The 19,530-nt window shown below is 70.2% G+C and carries 20 protein-coding genes; 9 read left to right on the plus strand and 11 right to left on the minus strand.

What is annotated here, in order from left to right; translation table 11 throughout:
- Positions 1 to 136: 136 nt before the first annotated feature.
- Both NOW55_RS11470 and NOW55_RS11475 read right to left on the minus strand, forming a co-directional pair.
- On the minus strand, positions 137 to 1,252 hold the full coding sequence (locus NOW55_RS11470; RefSeq protein ID WP_256400227.1) for an asparagine synthase-related protein: 1,116 nt from the start codon (positions 1,250 to 1,252) through the stop codon (positions 137 to 139).
- Positions 1,249 to 1,935, minus strand: coding sequence for a PHP domain-containing protein (locus tag NOW55_RS11475; protein WP_256400228.1), 687 nt, complete (start codon positions 1,933 to 1,935; stop codon positions 1,249 to 1,251). The genes NOW55_RS11470 and NOW55_RS11475 overlap by 4 nt, the downstream gene beginning before the upstream one ends.
- Positions 1,936 to 2,190: 255 nt before the next feature.
- On the opposite strand from NOW55_RS11475, the gene NOW55_RS11480 reads away from it, so the two are divergent.
- Together NOW55_RS11480 and purL are read left to right on the plus strand one after the other, a co-directional pair.
- Positions 2,191 to 2,703: a hypothetical protein gene (locus tag NOW55_RS11480; protein WP_256400229.1), complete on the plus strand. Its 513-nt coding sequence runs from the start codon at positions 2,191 to 2,193 to the stop codon at positions 2,701 to 2,703.
- A 59-nt stretch (positions 2,704 to 2,762) separates the two neighbouring features.
- Entirely contained in the window at positions 2,763 to 4,976 is a 2,214-nt protein-coding gene (gene purL, locus NOW55_RS11485) for a phosphoribosylformylglycinamidine synthase subunit PurL (RefSeq protein ID WP_256400230.1), read from the plus strand.
- Between the two features lie 44 nt (positions 4,977 to 5,020).
- Here purL and NOW55_RS11490 read toward each other — a convergent pair whose 3' ends face one another.
- On the minus strand, positions 5,021 to 5,422 hold the full coding sequence (locus NOW55_RS11490; RefSeq protein ID WP_256400231.1) for a carboxymuconolactone decarboxylase family protein: 402 nt from the start codon (positions 5,420 to 5,422) through the stop codon (positions 5,021 to 5,023).
- 270 nt (positions 5,423 to 5,692) lie between these two features.
- Entirely contained in the window at positions 5,693 to 5,815 is a 123-nt protein-coding gene (locus NOW55_RS11495) for a hypothetical protein (protein WP_256400232.1), read from the minus strand.
- Between the two features lie 62 nt (positions 5,816 to 5,877).
- On the opposite strand from NOW55_RS11495, the gene NOW55_RS20785 reads away from it, so the two are divergent.
- The gene (locus tag NOW55_RS20785) at positions 5,878 to 6,450 is read left to right on the plus strand and encodes a HalX domain-containing protein (protein ID WP_256400233.1); all 573 of its coding nucleotides are present in this window, start codon (positions 5,878 to 5,880) and stop codon (positions 6,448 to 6,450) included.
- A gap of 24 nt (positions 6,451 to 6,474) precedes the next feature.
- Here the strand turns inward: NOW55_RS20785 and NOW55_RS20790 are convergent, their stop codons facing one another.
- Complete coding sequence (locus NOW55_RS20790) at positions 6,475 to 8,334, minus strand: PAS domain-containing protein (protein WP_256400234.1); 1,860 nt, start codon at positions 8,332 to 8,334, stop codon at positions 6,475 to 6,477.
- Positions 8,335 to 8,718: 384 nt separating this feature from the next.
- On the opposite strand from NOW55_RS20790, the gene NOW55_RS11510 reads away from it, so the two are divergent.
- Positions 8,719 to 9,873 (plus strand): NAD(P)/FAD-dependent oxidoreductase, encoded by a 1,155-nt coding sequence (locus tag NOW55_RS11510; protein ID WP_256400235.1) that lies wholly within the window; start codon positions 8,719 to 8,721, stop codon positions 9,871 to 9,873.
- A 36-nt stretch (positions 9,874 to 9,909) separates the two neighbouring features.
- On the opposite strand, the gene NOW55_RS11515 is transcribed toward NOW55_RS11510, so the two are convergent.
- Positions 9,910 to 11,139, minus strand: a complete 1,230-nt coding sequence (locus tag NOW55_RS11515; protein WP_256400236.1) for a GNAT family N-acetyltransferase — start codon at positions 11,137 to 11,139, stop codon at positions 9,910 to 9,912.
- A 144-nt stretch (positions 11,140 to 11,283) separates the two neighbouring features.
- Between NOW55_RS11515 and NOW55_RS11520 the strand changes: the two genes are divergently transcribed.
- Positions 11,284 to 11,544: a glutathione S-transferase N-terminal domain-containing protein gene (locus tag NOW55_RS11520; RefSeq protein WP_256400237.1), complete on the plus strand. Its 261-nt coding sequence runs from the start codon at positions 11,284 to 11,286 to the stop codon at positions 11,542 to 11,544.
- A gap of 45 nt (positions 11,545 to 11,589) precedes the next feature.
- Here NOW55_RS11520 and NOW55_RS11525 read toward each other — a convergent pair whose 3' ends face one another.
- The 3 genes from NOW55_RS11525 to NOW55_RS11535 form a co-directional block, all read right to left on the minus strand.
- On the minus strand, positions 11,590 to 12,741 hold the full coding sequence (locus tag NOW55_RS11525; RefSeq protein WP_256400238.1) for a pyridoxal phosphate-dependent aminotransferase: 1,152 nt from the start codon (positions 12,739 to 12,741) through the stop codon (positions 11,590 to 11,592).
- 2 nt (positions 12,742 to 12,743) lie between these two features.
- Complete coding sequence (locus NOW55_RS11530) at positions 12,744 to 13,232, minus strand: Lrp/AsnC family transcriptional regulator (protein ID WP_256400239.1); 489 nt, start codon at positions 13,230 to 13,232, stop codon at positions 12,744 to 12,746.
- Between the two features lie 93 nt (positions 13,233 to 13,325).
- Positions 13,326 to 13,847, minus strand: coding sequence for a hypothetical protein (locus NOW55_RS11535; protein ID WP_256400240.1), 522 nt, complete (start codon positions 13,845 to 13,847; stop codon positions 13,326 to 13,328).
- 125 nt (positions 13,848 to 13,972) lie between these two features.
- Here NOW55_RS11535 and NOW55_RS11540 point away from each other — a divergent pair, with 125 nt between their 5' ends.
- The gene (locus NOW55_RS11540; RefSeq protein ID WP_256400241.1) at positions 13,973 to 14,539 is read left to right on the plus strand and encodes a thioredoxin family protein; all 567 of its coding nucleotides are present in this window, start codon (positions 13,973 to 13,975) and stop codon (positions 14,537 to 14,539) included.
- Positions 14,540 to 14,563: 24 nt separating this feature from the next.
- Here NOW55_RS11540 and NOW55_RS11545 read toward each other — a convergent pair whose 3' ends face one another.
- Positions 14,564 to 15,646 carry an NADH:flavin oxidoreductase/NADH oxidase gene (locus NOW55_RS11545; protein ID WP_256400242.1) on the minus strand — a complete coding sequence of 361 codons (1,083 nt, stop codon included), beginning with the start codon at positions 15,644 to 15,646 and terminating at the stop codon, positions 14,564 to 14,566.
- Positions 15,647 to 15,785: 139 nt separating this feature from the next.
- On the opposite strand from NOW55_RS11545, the gene NOW55_RS11550 reads away from it, so the two are divergent.
- On the plus strand, positions 15,786 to 16,595 hold the full coding sequence (locus NOW55_RS11550) for a BtpA/SgcQ family protein (RefSeq protein WP_256400243.1): 810 nt from the start codon (positions 15,786 to 15,788) through the stop codon (positions 16,593 to 16,595).
- A 177-nt stretch (positions 16,596 to 16,772) separates the two neighbouring features.
- Here the strand turns inward: NOW55_RS11550 and NOW55_RS11555 are convergent, their stop codons facing one another.
- Positions 16,773 to 17,258 carry a dCTP deaminase/dUTPase family protein gene (locus tag NOW55_RS11555; RefSeq protein ID WP_256400244.1) on the minus strand — a complete coding sequence of 162 codons (486 nt, stop codon included), beginning with the start codon at positions 17,256 to 17,258 and terminating at the stop codon, positions 16,773 to 16,775.
- A gap of 117 nt (positions 17,259 to 17,375) precedes the next feature.
- Here NOW55_RS11555 and NOW55_RS11560 point away from each other — a divergent pair, with 117 nt between their 5' ends.
- Positions 17,376 to 18,323 (plus strand): mechanosensitive ion channel family protein, encoded by a 948-nt coding sequence (locus NOW55_RS11560; protein ID WP_256400245.1) that lies wholly within the window; start codon positions 17,376 to 17,378, stop codon positions 18,321 to 18,323.
- Positions 18,324 to 18,361: 38 nt separating this feature from the next.
- Entirely contained in the window at positions 18,362 to 19,507 is a 1,146-nt protein-coding gene (solA, locus tag NOW55_RS11565) for an N-methyl-L-tryptophan oxidase (protein WP_256400246.1), read from the plus strand.
- Positions 19,508 to 19,530: the final 23 nt, after the last annotated feature.

A 19,530-nucleotide genomic window follows, 5' to 3' on the forward strand; every position in this document is an offset into this window, starting at 1 on the left:
CGGAAGCGACCGTGGCGGTTCGGTCCCGTCGACGCTGGCGACCTGGACGGGTGGCGCTGCGGCAGGGGCAGGCTGTGGCCCGCCGGGGGTTTACAACAGGTGTAAACTCTCCCCCGCTGACGCGGCAGGACAGGAGTCACTCCCCGGCGACCAGCGACTCGACGTACCTCGTCACGTGGTCGTCCATCCGCCGCTTGTAGCCGGCCTGCCGGGCGAGCCGGTCGAGCTCCCGGGACGCCAGGCTCCCGTACTGGACGGCCTTCTTGTCCCGGTCCGCGACGGACTCGGGAACCCACTCCCGTGCGGCGAGCCGGAGCGCCCGCTTCCGCGTCCCTGCGTCGTCCACGAGCAGCTCGCCGGGCAACGGCAGCGCAGCCTCGACGACCGCGTCGTACAGCAGGGGCGCGACGGGCTCGACACCGGCACCCCGCAGGGAGAGCACGTCGCGTTCGAGCTGGTCGGGCAGGCTCAGAACCATCTCCCGAACCGCGCCACGGACCGTCCCGGCCTCGACCCGCGGGTCGTCGGGTGCCTTCGCGACCTTGGCGTAGCCGCCGAACAGCTCGTCCGCGCCCTGGCCGACCGCGAGGTGGTCGTAGCCGTCGGCGGCGACGCGCTCGGCGACCAGGTAGAGCGGGAGGGAGATCTGCACGTCCATCGCGTTCGTGCGGCCCGTCGCGCCGACGATCTCGGGGACGGCGCGCTCGATGGCCTCGTGTGTGAGTTCGACGACGGTGAGGTCGACGCCCATCGCGTCGGCGGCGGTCCGGGCGGCCTCGACGTCGTGGCTGTCGGGGAAGCCGGCGACGTAGCAGGGGCCGTCGACGAGTGCGGCGACGAGCGCGGAGTCGACGCCGCCGGAGAACGCGACCGCGATGTCCACCTCGGGGAGGCTGGCCGCGCTCTCCCGGATGGCCGCCTGGAGGTCGGCGACCGCGGCGTCGACGTCGGTCGCCGGCTCGGGGTCGGGGAGCGTCCAGACCTCGGTTTCCCGTCCGCCGGCGCTCCGGCGGACACCGGCGGGGAGGCTTCGGGGGTGGTCGAGTTCGGTCGGGTCGAACGCCCAGCGCCGGTCGTCGTCGCTGGCGTCGCTCCCGTCGTCGGAATCGTCGACGAAGATCGGCCGCCTGCCGAGCACGTCGCGGACGAGTGCGCCGTCGAGTTCGCCCGCGAAGCCCGCCGTTCCGGGGAGCGGGCCCCCGGTTTCGAGTGCGCGCCGAACCGTCGCGGCGCAGGCACCGTCGAGCGTCACGGCAGGAACTCGTGCATCCGGTTCTTCACGCGCCGCTTCGCCCCGCCGGCGGCCTGCCGGAAGCTGATGCGCCAGGGCGTCCGCTTCCCCTCGACCGTCGTCCGACCCTCGCGGATGGCGTCGAGCACGCCCTGGACCGTGGGCTCGTCGGGGTCGACGCGGGTGACCGCCTGCCCGACCATCTCGCTGATGTGGGCGTCGCTCCCGGCGGTCATCGGCATGCCGTACTCGCGGGCGAAGCGCTCGGCCTGCCGGTTCGACCGGCCGGTGAGGAGCCGGGAGTTGTACACCTCGATGGCGTCGGCCGTCGCCAGCTCCGCGCGGGTGATGTTCTCCATGACGCCGCTTCTGGACTCCTGGAACGGGTGTGGGACGACGGCGATGCCGCCGAGGTCCCTGATGATGTCGAGCGTCTCCTCGAAGGGGCGGCCCTGCGGGACCAGCTCCTCGACGCCGAGCGCGAGCACGTGTCCGTCGGCGCTCGTCACCTCCATGCCGGGGATGCCGAGCAGGCCGTACTCGGGGGCCTTCTCGGCGGCGTCGAGACTGGCGTCGATCTCGTCGTGGTCGGTCACCGCCAGCGCGTCGAGGCCGACAGCCTCCGCCTGCGCGAGGAGCAACTCGACAGGGTCCCGGCCGTCGTACGACAGCGACGAGTGGGAGTGCAACTCGACCGATAGCACGCCCCGAGCTACCGGCGGGAGGGCTAAAAGCACCTCGATACGTCCGTCAGGTATCGTGTTCGCCGCCGTCACGTCGGCCGCGACGCTGCGCCCGGGCCGGAAGTGGTTTATTTCCAACCGAAGAACCGGAGGGCAAATAGATGCCGACGGACGTCCCGTGTCGACGGCCCCACAGTCGCTGGCGGAGCCGGCTGCTCCGCGGGGTCGTGTCCACCGGCCCGCCCCGACGCGACGACTCCGTCGGAGGTGACGGCCATGCACCGTGACGACTCGCTCTCGGCCGGCAGGCTGTTCTTCGGGTTCCTCGGGCTCTCGGCGGTGTCGGCGCTCTCCCTCGGAATCCTGGTCGCGGCCGGTGCGACACCTGTGGCCACGGCGGTCGGCATCGCCGACACCTGGCTGCTGCTGTGTGCCGTCCTCACCCCGTTCCTGATGGCGCAGTACCGCCACCTGTTCCTCGGCGCGGTCGCGGACCTGGTCCGGTTCCTCCACCCCGGCCGGACCGCGGAGTCCGGGCCGATCCTCCTCCTGTTCGAGACGTTCGCGACGGCCGTGCTCGCCCACGGGACGCTGACGATGCTCTTCCACGCCGAGCTCGGCGGCGGGGGAAGCGTCAACTACGATCCGTTCTCGGCCGCGGACGCCCTCGGCTGGGAGACGGTGCTCGGCGTCGGTGAGATCGGTGCCGTGCTCGTGTTCGTCGCCGGCTGGCTGCTGTGGGGTGCCGCCTGGGTGGTGGAGGGGCTGGCGGTGACCGAGAGCGGGTGAGTGTTCACGAACGTGCGCATAGAAACGCATAAACCGCCCCGGTATCGACATGAGGATGAATGAGCCTCGCCGACTCCGACCGCGAACTCGTCGTGGACGAACTCGGGCGCGACCCCACACCGGCGGAGGCCGCGCTCTTCGAGAACCTCTGGAGCGAACACTGCGCGTACCGCTCCTCCCGCCCCCTGCTCGGGGCGTTCGACTCCGAGGGCGACCAGGTCGTCGTCGGTCCCGGTGACGACGCCGCCGTCGTCGCCCTGCCGGAGCCCTCGGGCGACGGCTACTCGGACACGTACATCACGCTGGGCGTCGAGAGCCACAACCACCCCTCCTACGTCGACCCGTTCGACGGTGCGGCGACCGGCGTCGGCGGCATCGTCCGCGACACGCTGTCGATGGGCGCGTACCCCATCGCGCTCGCCGACTCGCTGTACTTCGGCGAGTTCGACCGCGAGCACTCGCGCTACCTGTTCGAAGGGGTCGTCGAGGGAATCAGCCACTACGGCAACTGCATCGGCGTCCCCACCGTCGCCGGCAGCGTCGACTTCCACCCCGACTACGAGGGCAATCCGCTCGTCAACGTCGCCTGCGTCGGCCTCACCGACGCCGACCGGCTGGTCACCGCCGAGGCACAGGAACCGGGCAACAGGCTCGTCCTCGTCGGCAACGCGACCGGGAGAGACGGCCTCGGCGGCGCGTCGTTCGCCAGCGAGGACCTGAGTGAAGATGCGGAAACTGAGGACCGCCCGGCGGTGCAGGTCGGTGACCCCTACGCGGAGAAGCTGCTCATCGAGGCCAACGAGCTGCTCGTCGAGGAGAACCTCGTCCAGTCGGCACGGGACCTCGGCGCGGCCGGCCTCGGGGGTGCATCCTCCGAACTCGTCGCGAAGGGGGGCCTCGGCGCGACCATCGAGCTCGACCGGGTCCACCAGCGCGAGCCGAACATGAACGCACTGGAGATCCTGCTCGCCGAGTCCCAGGAGCGGATGTGCTACGAGGTCCGCCCGGCTGACGTCGAGCGCGTACAGGAGGTCGCCGAGCGCTTCGACCTCGGCTGCTCGGTCATCGGCGAGGTGACCGACGGCAACTACGTCTGCACGTTCGCGGGCGAGGACGGCGAGCGCGAGACGGTCGTCGACGCACCCGCCGAGTTCCTGGGCGACGGCGCGCCGATGAACGACCTGCCGACCGAGGAACCGGCCGCGCCCGCGGTCGACCGGCCGGACGTCCCCCTCGCGGACGCGTTCGAAGCCGTCGTCGGAAGCCCGACCACGGCGTCGAAGCGCTGGGTCTACCGGCAGTACGACCACGAGGTCGGCGTGCGGACGAGCGTGCTGCCCGGCGACGACGCGGCACTCGTCGCGGTCCGCGAGACCGAGGGCGAGGACGGCGTCGGTACCGGACTCGCCATCTCGGCCGGCGCGGACCCGCTCTGGACGGAGTGCGCGCCCTACGACGGTGCCCGCGCCGTCGCGCTGGAGAACGCGACCAACCTCGCCGCGAAGGGCGCGACGCCCCTCGCCGCGGTGGACTGCCTCAACGGCGGGAACCCCGAGAAGCCCGACGTGTACGGCGGGTTCACGGGTATCGTCGACGGGCTCGCCGACATGTGTTCCGACCTCTCCGTCCCCGTGGTCGGCGGCAACGTCTCGCTGTACAACGACTCGCCGTCCGGCCCCATCCCGCCGACGCCGACCGTCGCGATGGTCGGCACGAAGGCGGGCTACGACGCGCCGCCGATGGCCGCCGCGGACGAGGGCGAGCTCCTGCTCGTCGGCGACCGGTCGCTCGCCGGTGAGGACGGTGCACAGCCACTCGGCGGCTCGGAGTACCTCGCCCGCAACGGCGGCTCCGACACGTTCCCCGAACTTCCGGCGGACCCTGCAGGCTTCGTCGAGGCCCTGGCCGCGGTCGCCGACGCGGACCACGTGCAGGCGACCCACGACGTGAGCCACGGCGGCCTCGCCGTCGCGCTCGCCGAGATGGTCCACGACGACGCCGGCCTGCGGGTCGCACTGCCCGAGCAGGGCGGCCTCGACTCCCGGCGCGAGCAGACCGGCCTCCTGTTCAACGAACAGCCCGGTCGCGTGCTCGTCCAGACGACCGACCCGGACGCCGTGCGCGAGGCGTTCGTCGGCGTCGCACCCGTCGCCAGCATCGGCGAGGGCACCAGTGACGGGCGGCTCGCGCTGACGACGTTCTGGACGGAACTGGCGTACGACGCCGCGGACATCGCGGATCTGCGGTCGGTCATCGCCGACACGATGGAGTAAAAAACGGGTCGATGCCCGGTCGACCCCGGTCGACTGCTGTGCTGTTACTGCTGTGCCTCTAGATGCGAGCTGATCTGTTCGAACTCGTCGACGAAGGTGTCGTAGTCGTAGTGCTGTGCGTGGATTATCGAGCTCCACCGCGTCGTCATGCTCGCGAGGACGCCGACCTCTGCGAGCTCCTCCTCGCTCGCGCCGTGCATCTGGGCCGCGCCCCTGTGGAACGCCTGGCAGTACGGACACTTCAACGTGGCCGCGACCGCGAGCTCGATGAGCTCGCGGTACTTCTCCGGAATCTCGCTCTCGCCGAGGGCATACTGCTTGAACACGGGCCACTCGTGGACCATGTCGTCCTCGGGGACCGCCGCCATGAAGCCGGGGACGATGCCCAGTGTCTCCTCGATGTCCGAGAGGGTCTCGTCGTAGCTCGCCGTCTCTGATAGTGCCATGGGTGTGCCTCCTTGGAGCCTCCGGACGGCTGCTGGTGCTGTCGTCGCCGCGTGGAGCGGCCACCCGGAGACCACTGTGATGGACGCTAGCAACCAGCATAAACGTACGTGAACCGGTCTCCTCGACAGTCAGTCTGTCTCCCGGAGAGGTCGGAACCCGGTGACGGCCGTGTCGCGGCCCACAACGTTCCTGAACCGCTAGACCGGTTCCGAGGGCAGTTCACGGTATCTGGTGGCCACCAGTAGATATCTGACTCGACGTGGATAGCATCAGTTCCTGAGATGGTTCCCGCCGGTGCCACTGACGGTCCCGCGCACCAGCGACCACGAGGTGTCGTCGGGCCGGACGCCCGTCCGTGCCTGCCCGGACACGGGTCGGGGAATCCCCGTCATCTTCATATACTCCAAGTAGCAACACGAGTACGATGCCTTCGCACACCGGGGGGCGGTGAGTCGTGGCGGACTCGCCCGCGGTCCTCATCGTCGAGGACGAACCCGACCTGGCGAACCTGTACGCCGCGTGGCTCAGGGACGCCTGTACCGTGAAGACGGCGTACAACGGGAGCCAGGCGCTCGAGGCGATGGACGAGTCCCGCGACATCGTCCTGCTCGACCGCCGGATGCCCGGCCTCTCCGGCGACCAGGTGCTCTCGACCATCCGCGAGCGCGAGCTCGACACCCGCGTCGCGATGGTGACCGCGGTCGAGCCCGACTTCGACATCATCCAGATGGGCTTCGACGACTACCTCGTCAAGCCGGTGTCGAGGGAGGACCTGCTCTCGACAATCGACCAGCTCCTCCTCCGGTCGACGTACGACGAGCAGATACAGCAGTTCTTCGCGCTCGCCTCGAAGAAGGCGCTGCTCGACTCCCAGAAGACCGAGGCCGAGCTGCGGGCCTCCGAGAAGTACGCAAGACTGGAGGACCGGCTGAACGTGATGCGCGCACAGATCGACGAGACCATCACCGAGCTGTCGAACCACGACGCGTACCGGCGGGTCTGTCAGGACCTCTCCAGAACCAACTGACTGCAGCCCCGCGACGCCGACCCGTTACTGCCGCGAGACCTCGAACGTGACCATCCCCGTCACGGAGAACTGCGTCCCGCCGGCCTGTCCCGTGGACACGTCGACCTCCCAGCCGTGCGCCTCGGCGATCTCGCGGGCGACGGCGAGCCCGAGCCCGGAGCGCTCGCTGCCGGTCGCCCGCTCGGGCTCGAACACGCGGTCGAACTCCGTCTCGGGGATGGCGGCGGCGTCGTCGAGGATGTAGAAGCCGGTGGGCTTGCCGGTGGCGTCGTCCTCGACGGGACCGATGCGGACCGTCGCGGTGCCCTCGGCGCGGGTGGTCACGTCGTTGAACACCGTCTCGAGCATGTGGACGAAGCGGGCGCGCTCTGCCCGCACGCTGCCCTCGAACTCGAGGTAGACGGTCATGTCCTCGGCGATGGACGCGTCGAGGGCGTCGGCCAGCGCGCTCTCGAAGTCCACCGAGGAGCGCGAGCCCATCGCGCTCTGGTCGCGGGCGAACTCCAGCACGTCGTCGACGAGCTCCTCGGCGCGGGTGAGCGTCTCGGTCACCGCGGGGTCCTGGCTCTCCGCGTCGAACTCGCTGGCGACCTCGTCGAGGTGCTGCTGGAGGTCCTCCGAGAGGATGTCCGCGACCGCACGAAGCCGCTCTGACTGCCGGGCGAGCGACTGCTTGCGGTCCTGCAGGAGCTTCTCGCGGTCGGACCGGTCGAGCGCGGCCTCGGTGTTCGACGCGAGCAGGGAGACGAGCTCCAGGTCGGTGTCGTCGAAGCCGTCGACGCGCGTCGAGCCGGTCATGATGACACCGTGGGTGCCGATGGGGACGATGATCTCGGAGCGAAGCGGGGTGTCCTCGTTGTAGAGACCCGTCTCCTCGGTGAGGTCGTCGAACATCTTCGGCTCGCCCTCGCGGTAGACGTCCCAGACGAGGCCCTCGCCCTCGTAGAACTGCGGGAGGCCGCCGAGTTCGGTGTGAGCGCCCATCGTCGCCGCCATCGGGTCGAGACAGCCGCGTTCGTCGTCGAGCAGCCAGACGCCGGAGATGGGCAGGTCGAGGAGTTCGCCGGCGGCGTGCACCGCCACGGAGCAGATCTCCGCGGCGTCCTCCGCGCCGAACAGCCAGCGGGTGACCTCGTGCAGCGAGTCGACGGTCTCCTCGTACTCGCGCTGCTCGGTCACGTCGCGGATGACGCCCGCGACGCTCGCGAGGCCCTCGCCGAGCGGCACCATCCGCATCTCGCCGATGCGCTCCTCGCCGTCCGCGTTGGTGAAGGCGAGCTCGAAGCGCTGGTAGCTCGTCTCGCCGGACTGCAGCGTCCCGATGGCCTCGCCGATGGCCATCGCGCCCTCGGAGTCGATGCTCGCGAGCTCTGGCAGCCGGCGGATGGGCTGGCCGACGAGCTCCTCGCGGGTCGCACCGAGGGTGTCCTCGATGGCCTCGTTCACGCTGGCGATGCGGTCGTCGTCGTCGACGGTGAGCACGCCGTCGTGGACCGCCTCGACGACGCGGGCGTGCTGTGCGAGCTCGTTCTCGCGCTCCTTCCGGTCGGTGATGTCGCGCAGGTAGACCGAGAGGCCGGACTCCGAGGGGTAGGCGTTGGCCTCGAACCACGTGTCGAGGGGGTTGTGGTACACCTCGAAGGAGACCGGTTCCTGTGTCTCCATCGCCTGGTGGAACCCCTCGGGGAACTGCGTCTCGACGGTCTCGGGGAACTCGTCCCACATCACCCGGCCGACGAGCTGGCGGCGCGACCGCTTGAGCATCGACTCGGCGCGGTCGTTGATGTACGTGAAGCGCCAGTCGGCGTCGAGCGCGAAGAAGGCGTCCTCGACGCGGTCGAGGATCGGGACCGAGCGGTCCGTCGCGTGTGGCCCGCTGTTCACCCTCCGTCCACCTCGTCGGATGGGCTCGGTCGGGGAGCGCGAGAGATGCTGAGACGAGAATCCATGGCTGCGGGGCTGTACGGGGCTACGTGATTCCCCTACTTACCTTTCGTGGCCAACCCCGCCACCGGCGTCGGGTGCATGGGGCGGCAGGCAGCCCCATCGACACCCGTCTCGTCACAGCGCGCGGACAGCTTCCCGGGCGTCGGTCGACCGTCCGAGAGGGTGCCATCGAGGCGGGAACCGGCGGGACGGGAGCGGACAGCGCCGCGAACTATCGGGCGGTGGCAACGTTCCGTGCCCAGACCAGCCGCCGCGACCCCGTCACGACGGCGGGAGGGCCCGCCAGACAAGAGTTAACTCGGTCCTCGCCGTGGCTCCGGTATGACAGTCGTCGTCGTGGGCGGTGGCATCGTCGGCATGGCGGCCGCGTACAGCCTCGCCGAGCGAGGCGTCGAGGTCGTCCTCTGCGAGAAGGGGTCGGTCGGCTCGGGGAGCACCGAGCGGTCGGCTGGCGGTATCCGGACCCAGTTCTCGACCCGGGTGAACGTCAAGCTCTCCCGGGCGAGCATCGACGTCTGGGAGTCCTTCGAGGAGGAGTTCGGCGTCGACATCGAGTACCGTCGCTCGGGCTACCTCTTCCTCGCCCGTGACGAGGCGACCGCCGACGACTTCGAGGCGAACGTGGCGATGCAGCGCGAGGAGGGCGTCGACAGCGAGCTGCTCGCCCCCGAGGACGCACGGGCGTACTGCCCCGGGCTCGACCCGGAGCCGTTCCGCGCCGCGACGTACTGCCCGACGGACGGGTTCGCCGACCCGCACCTCGCACTGCAGGGGTACTCGCAGGCCGCGGCCGAGGCCGGCGTCGACGTGCGGACGAAGACGCCCGTGACCGACGTGCACCGCGACGGCGGCGACGGGCGCGTCACCGGCGTCGAGACCCCCGACGGCACCATCGAGGCGGAGTACGTCGTCAACGCCGCTGGCCCGTGGGCGGGGCGTCTCAACGAGCTGGCCGGCGTGGACCTTCCCGTCGCACCGAAGCGCCGACAGGTCGCCGTCGTCGACCCGGAGACGCCGGTGCCCGAGTCCAACCCGCTGACCATCGACCTCGACACGGGGTCGTACTTCCGGCCCGAGCGGGAGGGTGCGGCGCTCGTCGGCGGCCACTTCGGCGGCGACGACCCGGACGTGGACCCCGAACGCTTCTCGACGACCGCGGATACCGACTGGACCATCGAGGCCGTCGAGCACGCCGCGGACTACGCATCCTACTTCGGCCCGGAGACCCGCATCAAGAACGGCTGGGCGGGGCTGTACGCCGTCACCCCGGACCACCACCCCATCGTCGAGGCGGTCGCGCCGGGCTACCTCACCGCCATCGGGTTCTCCGGGCACGGCTTCCAGCACGCCCCCGCGACGGGGCAGATCATCGCGGACCTCGTCGTCGACGGTGGGACCGACCTCGTGGACCTCGACGCGCTCTCCGCGGCTCGGTTCGAGCGCGGCGAGACCCACGACGAGCGGAACGTGGCCTGAGCGCCGGCGACGGGGCCGCCGTCGGCGGTCACCCGTTCAGAAGAAGTCGAGGACCGCGGCGTCGTTCTCGGGGAACAGCCGGTCGAGCGTGGCGAGCGTCTCGTCGTCCGCGGTCAGGTCGGTCGTCTTCGCCAGCCGGTCGGCCGGCGCGTAGCCGACGAGCAGCTGGGAGAGCGCGCCGACGTCGAGCTCGGCGTCGTGGTCCCCGTCGACGCGGTGGACCGTCCCCGCCCCGTCCGTCACGTCGAGCTGGAACGTCCCGTCGTTCCACGGCGCGAGCCCGTCCGAGACGGCGAGTGTGACCACGCCGTCGGCGTCGTAGGCGACGGTCTCCAGCGCGTCGGCCACGTCGACGATGCGGACCATCGGGCCGCCCTTCAGCTCCGTCTCGACGTCGCCCCGGTCGTCGACCAGGTCGGGCAGGACGGTGTCGGGCTGCTCGTGGAGCGTCACCGTGGAGACCTGCGAGTCGTGGTCGCGGCAGAACGCGAGGATGCGGAGGTACGCCTCGTGGTCGCGCGCCCGGTGCTCCCAGACGTTCAGCTCGCGACCGTCGTCGCCCTCGTCCACCTCGTAGATGACGTAGCCCCGCAGCTCGTCCTCGGTGCCCCAGCCGTAGACGAACGGGTCGTCCTCCCAGCCGGAGAACCGCCGGTGCCGCCACCAGTCCTCGTCGCGGTCGACGGTCAGGTCCATGTCCGCCGTGTCGGCGCGGTAGACGGCGTCGACGGCCGCCCAGTCGTCGCCGTCGAGCCGTCGCCAGCGGGCGTCACCGTCGGCCTGGCCGGTGCGCTCGGCCTCCGCGTCGGCGGCCGCGGCCGCGAAGTCGAGCGTCTCCGGCGGGCAGGAGATGTCGACGTACCGGTTCGCGGTCTCCCAGCCGTACTGCCGGTAGAAGCCGTACTCGAACGGCCAGAGCGCACAGATGGGTGCCTCGCGGTCGTGGTACTCCTCGACGGACGCTTCGAGCATCCGCCGGACGTTGCCGCCGCGGCGGTGCTCGGGCGGCGAGGCGACCGCGGAGAGCCCCGGCATCTCCACGGTCTCGCCGCGGAGCGTCGTCTCGAACCAGTAGTGCCGACAGACCGCGAGCGGCTCGCCGTCGTCGTCGAACACGCCGCGCTTCGCGCCGAGGCGGTCGCGCTCGTCCGCGTCGTCGGGGTCGTACTCCATCGCTTCGGGGCCGGCCTGGGGACGGAACGCGTAGGTGACGAACCCGTGGAAGGTCGCCGTCTCGTCGTCCGTGAGCGGGCGGTACGCTGTCATGGTCGAACGGGCAACGTCGCCGGGTAAGAAGGTTGCCGTAGTGGGCTAGTCGCTGCCACACCGCCGCCGGGGGCCGACCGGGTGTTGTGTGCGAGGGACGCAGGACCGAATGTTATTGTGCGCTACACGCACAGTTATGGGACGATGCTCGAACTGTACCAGTCGGAGGGCTGCCCGCATTCTCGGAAGGTCAGGGAGACGCTCTCGGCACTCGGCGTCTCGTACGTCGCACACAACCCACGACTCCCGGGCGACCAGGGCGGCGACGTGACCAACGAGACGACACACGACCGCCTCACGGCGGTCGGAGACGACAAGATACCGTACCTCGTCGATACGGACCGCGACGTCACGATGTACGAGAGCGACGACATCGTTGGCTACCTCGGGGAACACTACTCGTAGCCGAACTGCTCGAGAACACCGAGGCGCGGTGACGGTCCCCGACCCTCAGTCGGTGATGTACGCCTCGAACCGGTCCATCGCCTCGCGGAGGTCGTCGAGCCCGGTCGCGTAGGAGACCCGCAGGTGGCCCTCGCCACCGTCGCCGAACGCGTCGCCGGGGACCATCGCGACGCCTTCCTCCTCCAGCAGGCCCTCGGCGAACGCCTCCGCGGACTCGTCGGTGGGGACCTCCGGGAAGACGTAGAACGCTCCCTTCGCCCGGAAGCAGTCGACGCCCATCTCGTCGAACCGCGAGAGCACGAACCGCCGCCGGCGGTCGTACTCGTCGACCATCGCTTCGACCTCGGCGTCACAGGAGCGCAGGGCCTCCAGCGCGGCGTACTGCGCGGTCGTCGGGGCCGACAGCATCCCGTACTGGTGGATGCGGTTGATGGCGGCGACGACCTCCGGCGGGGCCATCGCGTAGCCCAGCCGGAGCCCCGTCATCGCGTACGCCTTCGAGAAGCCGTTGAAGACGACGGTGCGCTCGCGCATCCCCGGCAGGGTGGCGATGGAGGTGTGCTCGTTCTCGTACTGCAACTCGGCGTAGATCTCGTCGGAGAGCACGCCGAGGTCGTGCTCCCGGCAGAACTCCGCGACCGGTTCGAGCTCCTCGCCCGTCATCACCGCGCCGGTCGGGTTGTTCGGGTAGCACAGCATCAGCAGGTCGGCGTCGGCTGCGCCCGCCCGCTCCAGCGCCTCGTCGGTGAGCTTGAACTCGTCGGCCTCCCGGGTCGGCACGCGCAGCGGCTCTCCCCCGGCGAAGATGACGCCGGGGACGTACGAGATGTACGCCGGCTCGACCACCGCGACGGTGTCGCCGGGGTCGACGAGCGCGCGGAGCGCCGCGTCGACGGCCTCGCTCACGCCCGTCGTCACCAGTATCTCCTCGTCGGGGTCGTAGTCGAGGTCGTACCGGTCGTCGACGTGGCGCGAGATGGCCCGCCGCAGTTCGAGCAGCCCCCGGTTCGACGTGTAGCTCGTCCGGCCGCGCTCCAGCGAGTCGATGGCCGCGTCGCGGGCCGCCCACGGCGCGGAGAAGTCCGGCTCCCCGACGCCGAGCGAGATGACGTCGTCGCGCTCCTCGGCCAGCTCGAAGAACTTCCGGATGCCCGACGGCGGCACCGCCCGCACGCGCTCAGAGATGTCCAGCCCCATGGTCAGGGCGACACCGAGAGTCTATCGTCGTCGTCGTCGTCGTTCAGGACGACCCCGCCCTCTTTGTACGTCGTCATGATGTAGTGCGTGACCGTCTGGGTCACCTCGGGGACGGGCGCGACCTTCTCGCTGATGAAGATGGAGACGTCGTGCATCGACGCCCCCTCGACCTCCATGAGGAAGTCGTAGTCGCCGCTGACGAGTCTGAGCGTCTTCACCTGTGGGAAGCGAGCGAGCCGCTCGGCGATGTCGCCGTAGCCCGTCTCGCGGTCGAGGGTGACGTTGAGCTCCACCGTCGCACGGACCACCTCGCGGTCGGTCTTGTCCCAGTCGACGATGGCCTGATAGCCAGCGACGACGCCCTCCTCTTCCAGTGCCGCGAGTGCCGCCTCGACCTCGTCCTCGGTCAGGTCGGTCATGCGTGCGAGGTCCGCCGTCGTGTGACGTGCGTCCTCGACCAGCAGGTCGAGCAGGTCGTCCCGTGCCGTCATACCACTAGGAGTCGGCGAGGGGGTCAAAAGCGTTGCTTCCGCGTCGGGCATCGCCGCGAACGAACCACGGTGACACGCCGCGTGGTCGACGCCTCAGTAGTTCTTGAACAGGTGCGCCCGCACGTCGTCCTTCGTCTGGACGTACTGCGTCGTCCCGTCGGGCATGTCGACCTCGTACCTCGCGTCCTCCTTCGAGGCCTCGCGCCACTTGTCCTCGTGCGTGTCGAGCAGGTTCATCATCGCGTTCAGCCGGTCGTCGCCCTCCTCGCTGTCGTCGCTCGGGTCCGGCATCGGCGACGACGCACTCGCCGTGGTCGTCCCGCCGTCGGCCGCCTCGGCGGGTGTGCCCTCGTCCGCGGCGGCCCCACCGTCTGCCGTGGCCTCCCCGTCCTGATGCTCGACGGCCTCGGCGGCCTGCTCCTCCGTCGACTCGTCGGTCTCGGACGGCGGCGCGATGTCCACGTCGGTGTCTATCTCGTCCGCGTCGACGTTGTCGATGAGGTACTGCAGCGCGTCCCGCTTTCGCACGTAGCCGTACCGCGTCTCGGTCTGTATCTCCGCCCGCAGCGATTCGAGGAACTCCGCCTGCGCGTCGGAGACGGTCATCTCTGGCATGGTTCCACTCTCGAAGGCCCACGTAATAAGCGTGGACGCTCTCCCGTCGAGATCCGACCGACGGCCACCCACGGGCCGACCGGAACGTCAGTTCTTAAGCCCGCGAGCACCAATGTCGCCACGATATGGTCCAGATGGAGTCAGACTCGAACCTCGCTGCCGGTGACGTCGCGCCGGACTTCGAACTCCCGGGTGTCGACGGCGAGACGTACACACTCGACAGCTTCGCGGACAAGGAGGCGCTGCTGCTGGTGTTCACCTGCAACCACTGCCCCTACGCGCAGGCGAAGTTCGACCTGCTGAACGCGCTCGCCGCGGAGTACGACGACGTGGCCGTCGTCGGCATCAACCCGAACGACGCCGAGGAGTACCCGGACGACTCCTTCGAGGCGATGCGGGAGTGGACGGAGGACGGACGCATCCAGTACGACGCCTACCTCCGCGACGAGAGTCAGCACGTGTCCCGGGAGTACGGCGCGGTCTGTACGCCGGACCCGTTCCTGTTCGCGAACGAGGACGGCGAGTTCCGGCTCGTCTACCAGGGTCGCCTCGACGACGCGCTCAACCCCGAGGACGAGCCGACGCGGTTCCACGTCCGCGAGGCCATCGACGCCGTGCTCGCCGGGGAGGACGTCGACATCGAGTGGGAGCCCTCGCGGGGCTGCTCCATCAAGTGGAAGGACGACGACTGAACAGGGGCGAACCGGCCCTCGAAATCAGACCGCGCGCCGGTACTGGATCGGCCACTCGACTTCGTCTTCTCTGTCCAGCTTCCGAGCTGCGTGCAGCGTGAAGTACGGGTCTCGGAGGTGCTCGCGGCCGACGATGGCGAGGTCGGCGCGTCCGTTCCGGACGAGTTCGTCGGCCTGCTCCGGGGCCGTGATGCCGCCGACAGCGCCGACCAGTGCGTCGGTCGCCTCGTTCACGCGCTCGGCGTAGGGTACCTGGTAGCCCGGGCCGGTGTTCGGAATCTGCTGGTCGGGGTGGAGCCCGCCCGCCGAGACATCTATCAGGTCCGCCCCTTCGTCAGCGAGGTCGCCGGCGAGACGGGCGGTGTCGTCGAGGGTCCACGACTCCCGGTCGGGCAGCCAGTCGGTGGCGGAGACGCGGACGAAGACGGGCTTCTCGTCGGGCCAGACATCGCGGACGGCCGCCGTTGCCTCGCGGACCACTCTGGTTCGGTCCTCGAAGTCGCCGCCGTAGCGGTCGTCGCGGCGGTTCGTCACCGGGGAGAGGAACTCGTGGAGCAGGTAGCCGTGGGCGGCGTGGACCTCCGCGATCTCGAAGCCGGCGTCGAGTGCGCGCTCGGCAGCGGCCCTGAAGTCGTCGACGACGCCCGCCACCTCCTCCGTCGTCATCGTCTCGAGGGTCTTGTCGTCGTCGTACGGGTACGCCTCGGCCGACGGCGAGGGCGCGACCCAGCCGTCCCCGTCGGGCTGGACGGGCGTCGAGCCGTCCCAGGGTGGCGTCTTCGAACCCTTGTGCCCGGCGTGGGCGAGCTGGATGGCCGGCACCGAGCCCTGCCCCGCGATGAACGCCGCGATGGGTGCAAGCGCGTCGGCGTGCTCGTCGGTCCAGATGCCGAGGTCGTCGTGGGAGATGCGGCCCTCGGGGGAGACGGCGGTCGCCTCGGTCATGACGATGCCCGCGCCGCCGACGGCGCGGCTGCCGAGGTGCTGCCGGTGCCAGTCCGTCGCCAGCCCGTCGCCCGCACAGGAGTACTGGCACATCGGGGAGACCATCACGCGGTTCGGAACCGTCGTCTCGCGAATCGAGAGGTCTGCGAAGAGGTCGCTCATCGGCGGTGATAGCGCGTCGGCAGGCGTCAAGCCCACGGTGGGCGTACCCCTTGCCGCTACGAGCGACGCGGCCGGCCCGGTGGCGATGCGGTGGCGGCGAAGGGCGGGGCTTATCGCACTCGCCGGACAATCCGCTCGCATGAACCTACAGGAGACGTTCGGGACCGACGCGCCGGTCGTCGGCATGGTCCACCTGCCGCCGCTGCCGGGCGCCCCCCGGTTCGACGGCGACCGCGAGAGCCTGCGCGAGCGGATGCTGGCCGACGCCCGCGCGCTCGAAGCCGGCGGCGTCGACGGCATCATGGTCGAGAACTTCGGCGACGCGCCGTTCTACCCCGAGGACGTGCCGAAGCACGTCGTCGCCGAGATGGCGGCGCTCGCGACGGAACTCGTCGACGATGTCTCGGTGCCGGTCGGCATCAACGTCCTCCGGAACGACGCCGAGGCGGCGCTCTCCATCGCGGCCGCCGTCGGAGCCGACTACGTCCGGGTCAACGCGCACGTCGGCGCGACGGTCACCGACCAGGGGCTCATCCAGGGGAAGGCCCACGAGACGATGCGCCTGCGCGACCGACTCGACGCCGACGTTGCCGTGCTGGCCGACGTGGGCGTCAAGCACGCCGCGCCGCTGGCCGACCGTCCGATGCGCGAGGAACTCGTCGACGCCGTCGAGCGCGGGCTCGCCGACGGTATCGTCGTGTCCGGCTCGGGCACCGGGGACCCGACGGACCGGAGCGTGCTGGAGACCGCACGCGAGACCATCGACGACGCGGTCCCGGGCACGCCGCTGTTCGTCGGGAGTGGCGTGACGGCGGAGACGGTCGGCGAGACGCTCGAACTGGCCGACGGCGTCGTCGTCGGCACCGCGCTCAAGCAGGGCGGCGGGACGACGAACCCCGTCGACGAGGAGCGGGTCCGGGCGGTCGTCGCCGCGGCGCGGAATCGCTGAGAACTGGGGTGGTCGGTCGTCGGGTCAGTCGTCGGCCGGGACGGGCTCGCCGTGACTGATCACGTAGTCCTCGACGAAGTCACCCGCGAGCAGTAGTATCCTCTTTCCTGACATGGTGAAACACACCGCAAGGACATACGCTCGCCGCGGACTTAACGGTTGAGACCAGCTTCCGACCTACTCCACGATGTCGGCGTCGACGGCGTCGTCGCCCCCGTCGCCCACCGACGGCCCGGCCTCGACCGGCACCACCGTCGAGACCCGGGCGTTCTCCTTGATGTCGATGCCGGCCCCGCCGACCGTCAGCGGCACGAGCGGGAGGTGGCTGCCGACGGTCACCGTCGGGTGCGACGCCCCGCGGGCCATCAGCTTGTTCCGTGGCTGGAGCAGCAGCCGGGCGTGCTCGTCGCCGGTCACCAGCTCGTTGTACTGGAGGACGTACGTCCCCGCGTCGAGGTGCCACCACTGGTACTCGTCGTCAGGGTTCCGACGGGTCAGCTCGTGCGGTTCGAGGTCAGCCTCCTCGAGTTCGTCCCCGCCGAAGTCGATGCGTCCCGCGCCGGCCACCTCGTGGATGGCGCTGACGGTCAGGTCGATGCCGTGCTCTCGAACCTGGGTCTCCGGGTGGACGAGGTTCTCCACGCGGTCGAGTACCTCCTGCATGGGCGGGGGTTGGAGCGCCACCGTCAAAAAGGCCGGGCGGTTCGGGGAGCCCGTCGGGCGGTTCCCGCGCTGTCCGGAACACAACCGTTTTGACGACAGCTTTCGACCCAAGAGGGTGTGAAGCGACGCCTCGGCTACCTCGCGTTCCTCGTCGCCCTGCTAGCCATCGTCGCGGTGAGCGTACTGCAGACCGCGTGGACGCCTGCGGAGTCCCAGCAGTCCCTCAAACCGTGGGTCCTGAAGGGGCTGCTCGCGCTGGCCATCGGGAGCGGCACCTACGGCGTCTACCTGCTGCTCTCGGCGGGGATGGGCCGGCTGGTCCACGACAGGCGTCGGCGGCACGACCTGCGGAACGTCGTCCGGCTGGTCCTGGTCATCGCGGCTATCATCGCCGTCGCGGGCGTGCTGACCGACCAGTGGCTCGGCGTGCTGTTCTCGCTGGGGATCGTCGGCTTCGGTGTGACGGTGGCGCTCCAGCAGCCGCTCACGTCGCTGCTCGGGTGGGTGTACATCCTCTCGATGCGGCCGTACCAGGTTGGCGACCGGATCCGAATCGAGGACGCGAAGGGCGACGTCATCGACGTGGACTTCCTCGTGACGACGCTGTGGGAGGTCGAGGGTGACCTGGTCTCCTCGCACCAGCCGTCGGGCCGGACGGTGACGGTGCCGAACAGCCTCATCCTCACGTCGGAGGTGTTCAACTACTCGCGGGACGACTTCCCGTTCGTCTGGAGCGAGGTGTCGATGCAGGTGTCCTACGAGACGGACCTCGACTTCGCCCGGTCGGTGATGCGGGCGGTCGCCGACGAGCAGCTCGGCGACGAGATGGAGCGCAACGTCGCGACGTACCGCGAGCAGCTGGCCGAGACGCCGGTCGACCTCGAAGTGCAGGACAGGCCGTCGGTGAACGTCGCGCAGGGGGAGACGTGGGTCGAGCTCCGGCTGCGCTTCCTGACCCGGCCGCGGCAGATCCAGCGGACGAAGAACGCGCTGTACGAGGAGATACTCGCCCGGTTCCAGGCGAACCCGGACAAGGTGGCGTTCCCGGTCGGACGGTTCCGGTAGCCGGACGTATTTTGCCCCGACGGGTCGTCTGTGCGCTCATGACCGACGAGTACGACGTGGTCGTCGTCGGCGTCGGCGGCATGGGCAGCGCGGCGTGTGCCCACCTCGCCAGCCGCGGCGTCGACGTGCTGGGAATCGAACGGTTCGACGTCCCACACAGCAACGGCTCCTCGCACGGCTCGACGCGCATCATCCGGAAGGCGTACCACGAGCACCCCGACTACGTGCCGCTGGTCGAACGCGCCTACGAGAACTGGCGGGCACTGGAGGCCGAGACGGGCCGGGACCTGCTCCACGTGACCGGGTCGGTCTGTGCCGCGCCACCCGACGGGAGCCTCGTCGACGGCGCGCGGCTGGCCTGCGAGGACCACGGGCTCGACCACGAGACGATGACGGGGCGGGAGCTGAAGGAGCGGTTTCCGGGCTACGGGGTCCCCGACGACTACGACGCGCTCTACCAGCCCGACGGCGGCTTCCTCGACTGCGAGCGCGCCGTCAGCGCACACGTCGAGCGGGCGATGGCGGCGGGCGGGACCGTCCACGCCCGGGAGACGGTCACGGACTGGGATGCCGACGAGCACGGTGTCCAGGTCGAGACCGACCGCGGGGCCTACACCGCCGACGCGCTCGTCCTCGCCGCCGGCGCGTGGAGCGCCGACCTGCTCCCGGACCTCGCCAGCGCGGCCGTCCCCGAGCGGCAGGTGCTCGGCTGGTTCCAGCCGCCCGAGCGCCCCGACGACTTCACGCCCGACAGATTCCCCGTGTTCGTCACGGAGAGCGACGATGGCGACGAGTACTACGGCTTCCCGCGCTACGACCGTCCCGGTGTGAAGGTCGGCCTGTACCACCACCTGCGCGAGCAGGCCGACCCCGATTCGGTGGCCGCACCGACTCGCGAGGACGAGGACGCGCTCCGGGGCCTCTTGCGGGACCACTTCCCCGCCGCCGACGGCCCGACGATGGGCCTGTCGACGTGCATGTTCACCAACTCGCCGGACATGGACTTCATCGTGGACACGCTGCCCGAGCACGAGAACGTCGTCGTCGCGGCGGGCTTCTCCGGCCACGGCTTCAAGTTCGCCAGCGCGGTCGGCGAGGCGCTGGCCGACCTCGCGGTCGACGGCGAGACCGGGCTGTCCGTCGACGAGTTCGCGGTTGACCGCGAGGCGATCCGGAGCGCGTGACCCGAACGCACCGGAGGAACGTT

Source organism: Haloarchaeobius litoreus (assembly GCF_024495425.1).
Taxonomy (GTDB): domain Archaea; phylum Halobacteriota; class Halobacteria; order Halobacteriales; family Natrialbaceae; genus Haloarchaeobius; species Haloarchaeobius litoreus.

Coding starts and splice junctions, on each gene's coding strand:
- NOW55_RS11510 (WP_256400235.1), top strand. CDS start 8,719: ATGACAGTCGTCGTCGTGGGCGGTGGCATCGTCGGCATGGCGGCCGCG.
- NOW55_RS11555 (WP_256400244.1), bottom strand. CDS start 17,258: ATGCAGGAGGTACTCGACCGCGTGGAGAACCTCGTCCACCCGGAGACC.
- NOW55_RS11545 (WP_256400242.1), bottom strand. CDS start 15,646: ATGAGCGACCTCTTCGCAGACCTCTCGATTCGCGAGACGACGGTTCCG.
- NOW55_RS11550 (WP_256400243.1), top strand. CDS start 15,786: ATGAACCTACAGGAGACGTTCGGGACCGACGCGCCGGTCGTCGGCATG.
- NOW55_RS11525 (WP_256400238.1), bottom strand. CDS start 12,741: ATGGGGCTGGACATCTCTGAGCGCGTGCGGGCGGTGCCGCCGTCGGGC.
- purL (WP_256400230.1), top strand. CDS start 2,763: ATGAGCCTCGCCGACTCCGACCGCGAACTCGTCGTGGACGAACTCGGG.
- NOW55_RS11540 (WP_256400241.1), top strand. CDS start 13,973: ATGGTCCAGATGGAGTCAGACTCGAACCTCGCTGCCGGTGACGTCGCG.
- NOW55_RS11520 (WP_256400237.1), top strand. CDS start 11,284: ATGCTCGAACTGTACCAGTCGGAGGGCTGCCCGCATTCTCGGAAGGTC.
- NOW55_RS11535 (WP_256400240.1), bottom strand. CDS start 13,847: ATGCCAGAGATGACCGTCTCCGACGCGCAGGCGGAGTTCCTCGAATCG.
- NOW55_RS11530 (WP_256400239.1), bottom strand. CDS start 13,232: ATGACGGCACGGGACGACCTGCTCGACCTGCTGGTCGAGGACGCACGT.
- NOW55_RS11490 (WP_256400231.1), bottom strand. CDS start 5,422: ATGGCACTATCAGAGACGGCGAGCTACGACGAGACCCTCTCGGACATC.
- NOW55_RS11480 (WP_256400229.1), top strand. CDS start 2,191: ATGCACCGTGACGACTCGCTCTCGGCCGGCAGGCTGTTCTTCGGGTTC.
- solA (WP_256400246.1), top strand. CDS start 18,362: ATGACCGACGAGTACGACGTGGTCGTCGTCGGCGTCGGCGGCATGGGC.
- NOW55_RS11515 (WP_256400236.1), bottom strand. CDS start 11,139: ATGACAGCGTACCGCCCGCTCACGGACGACGAGACGGCGACCTTCCAC.
- NOW55_RS11495 (WP_256400232.1), bottom strand. CDS start 5,815: ATGACGGGGATTCCCCGACCCGTGTCCGGGCAGGCACGGACGGGCGTC.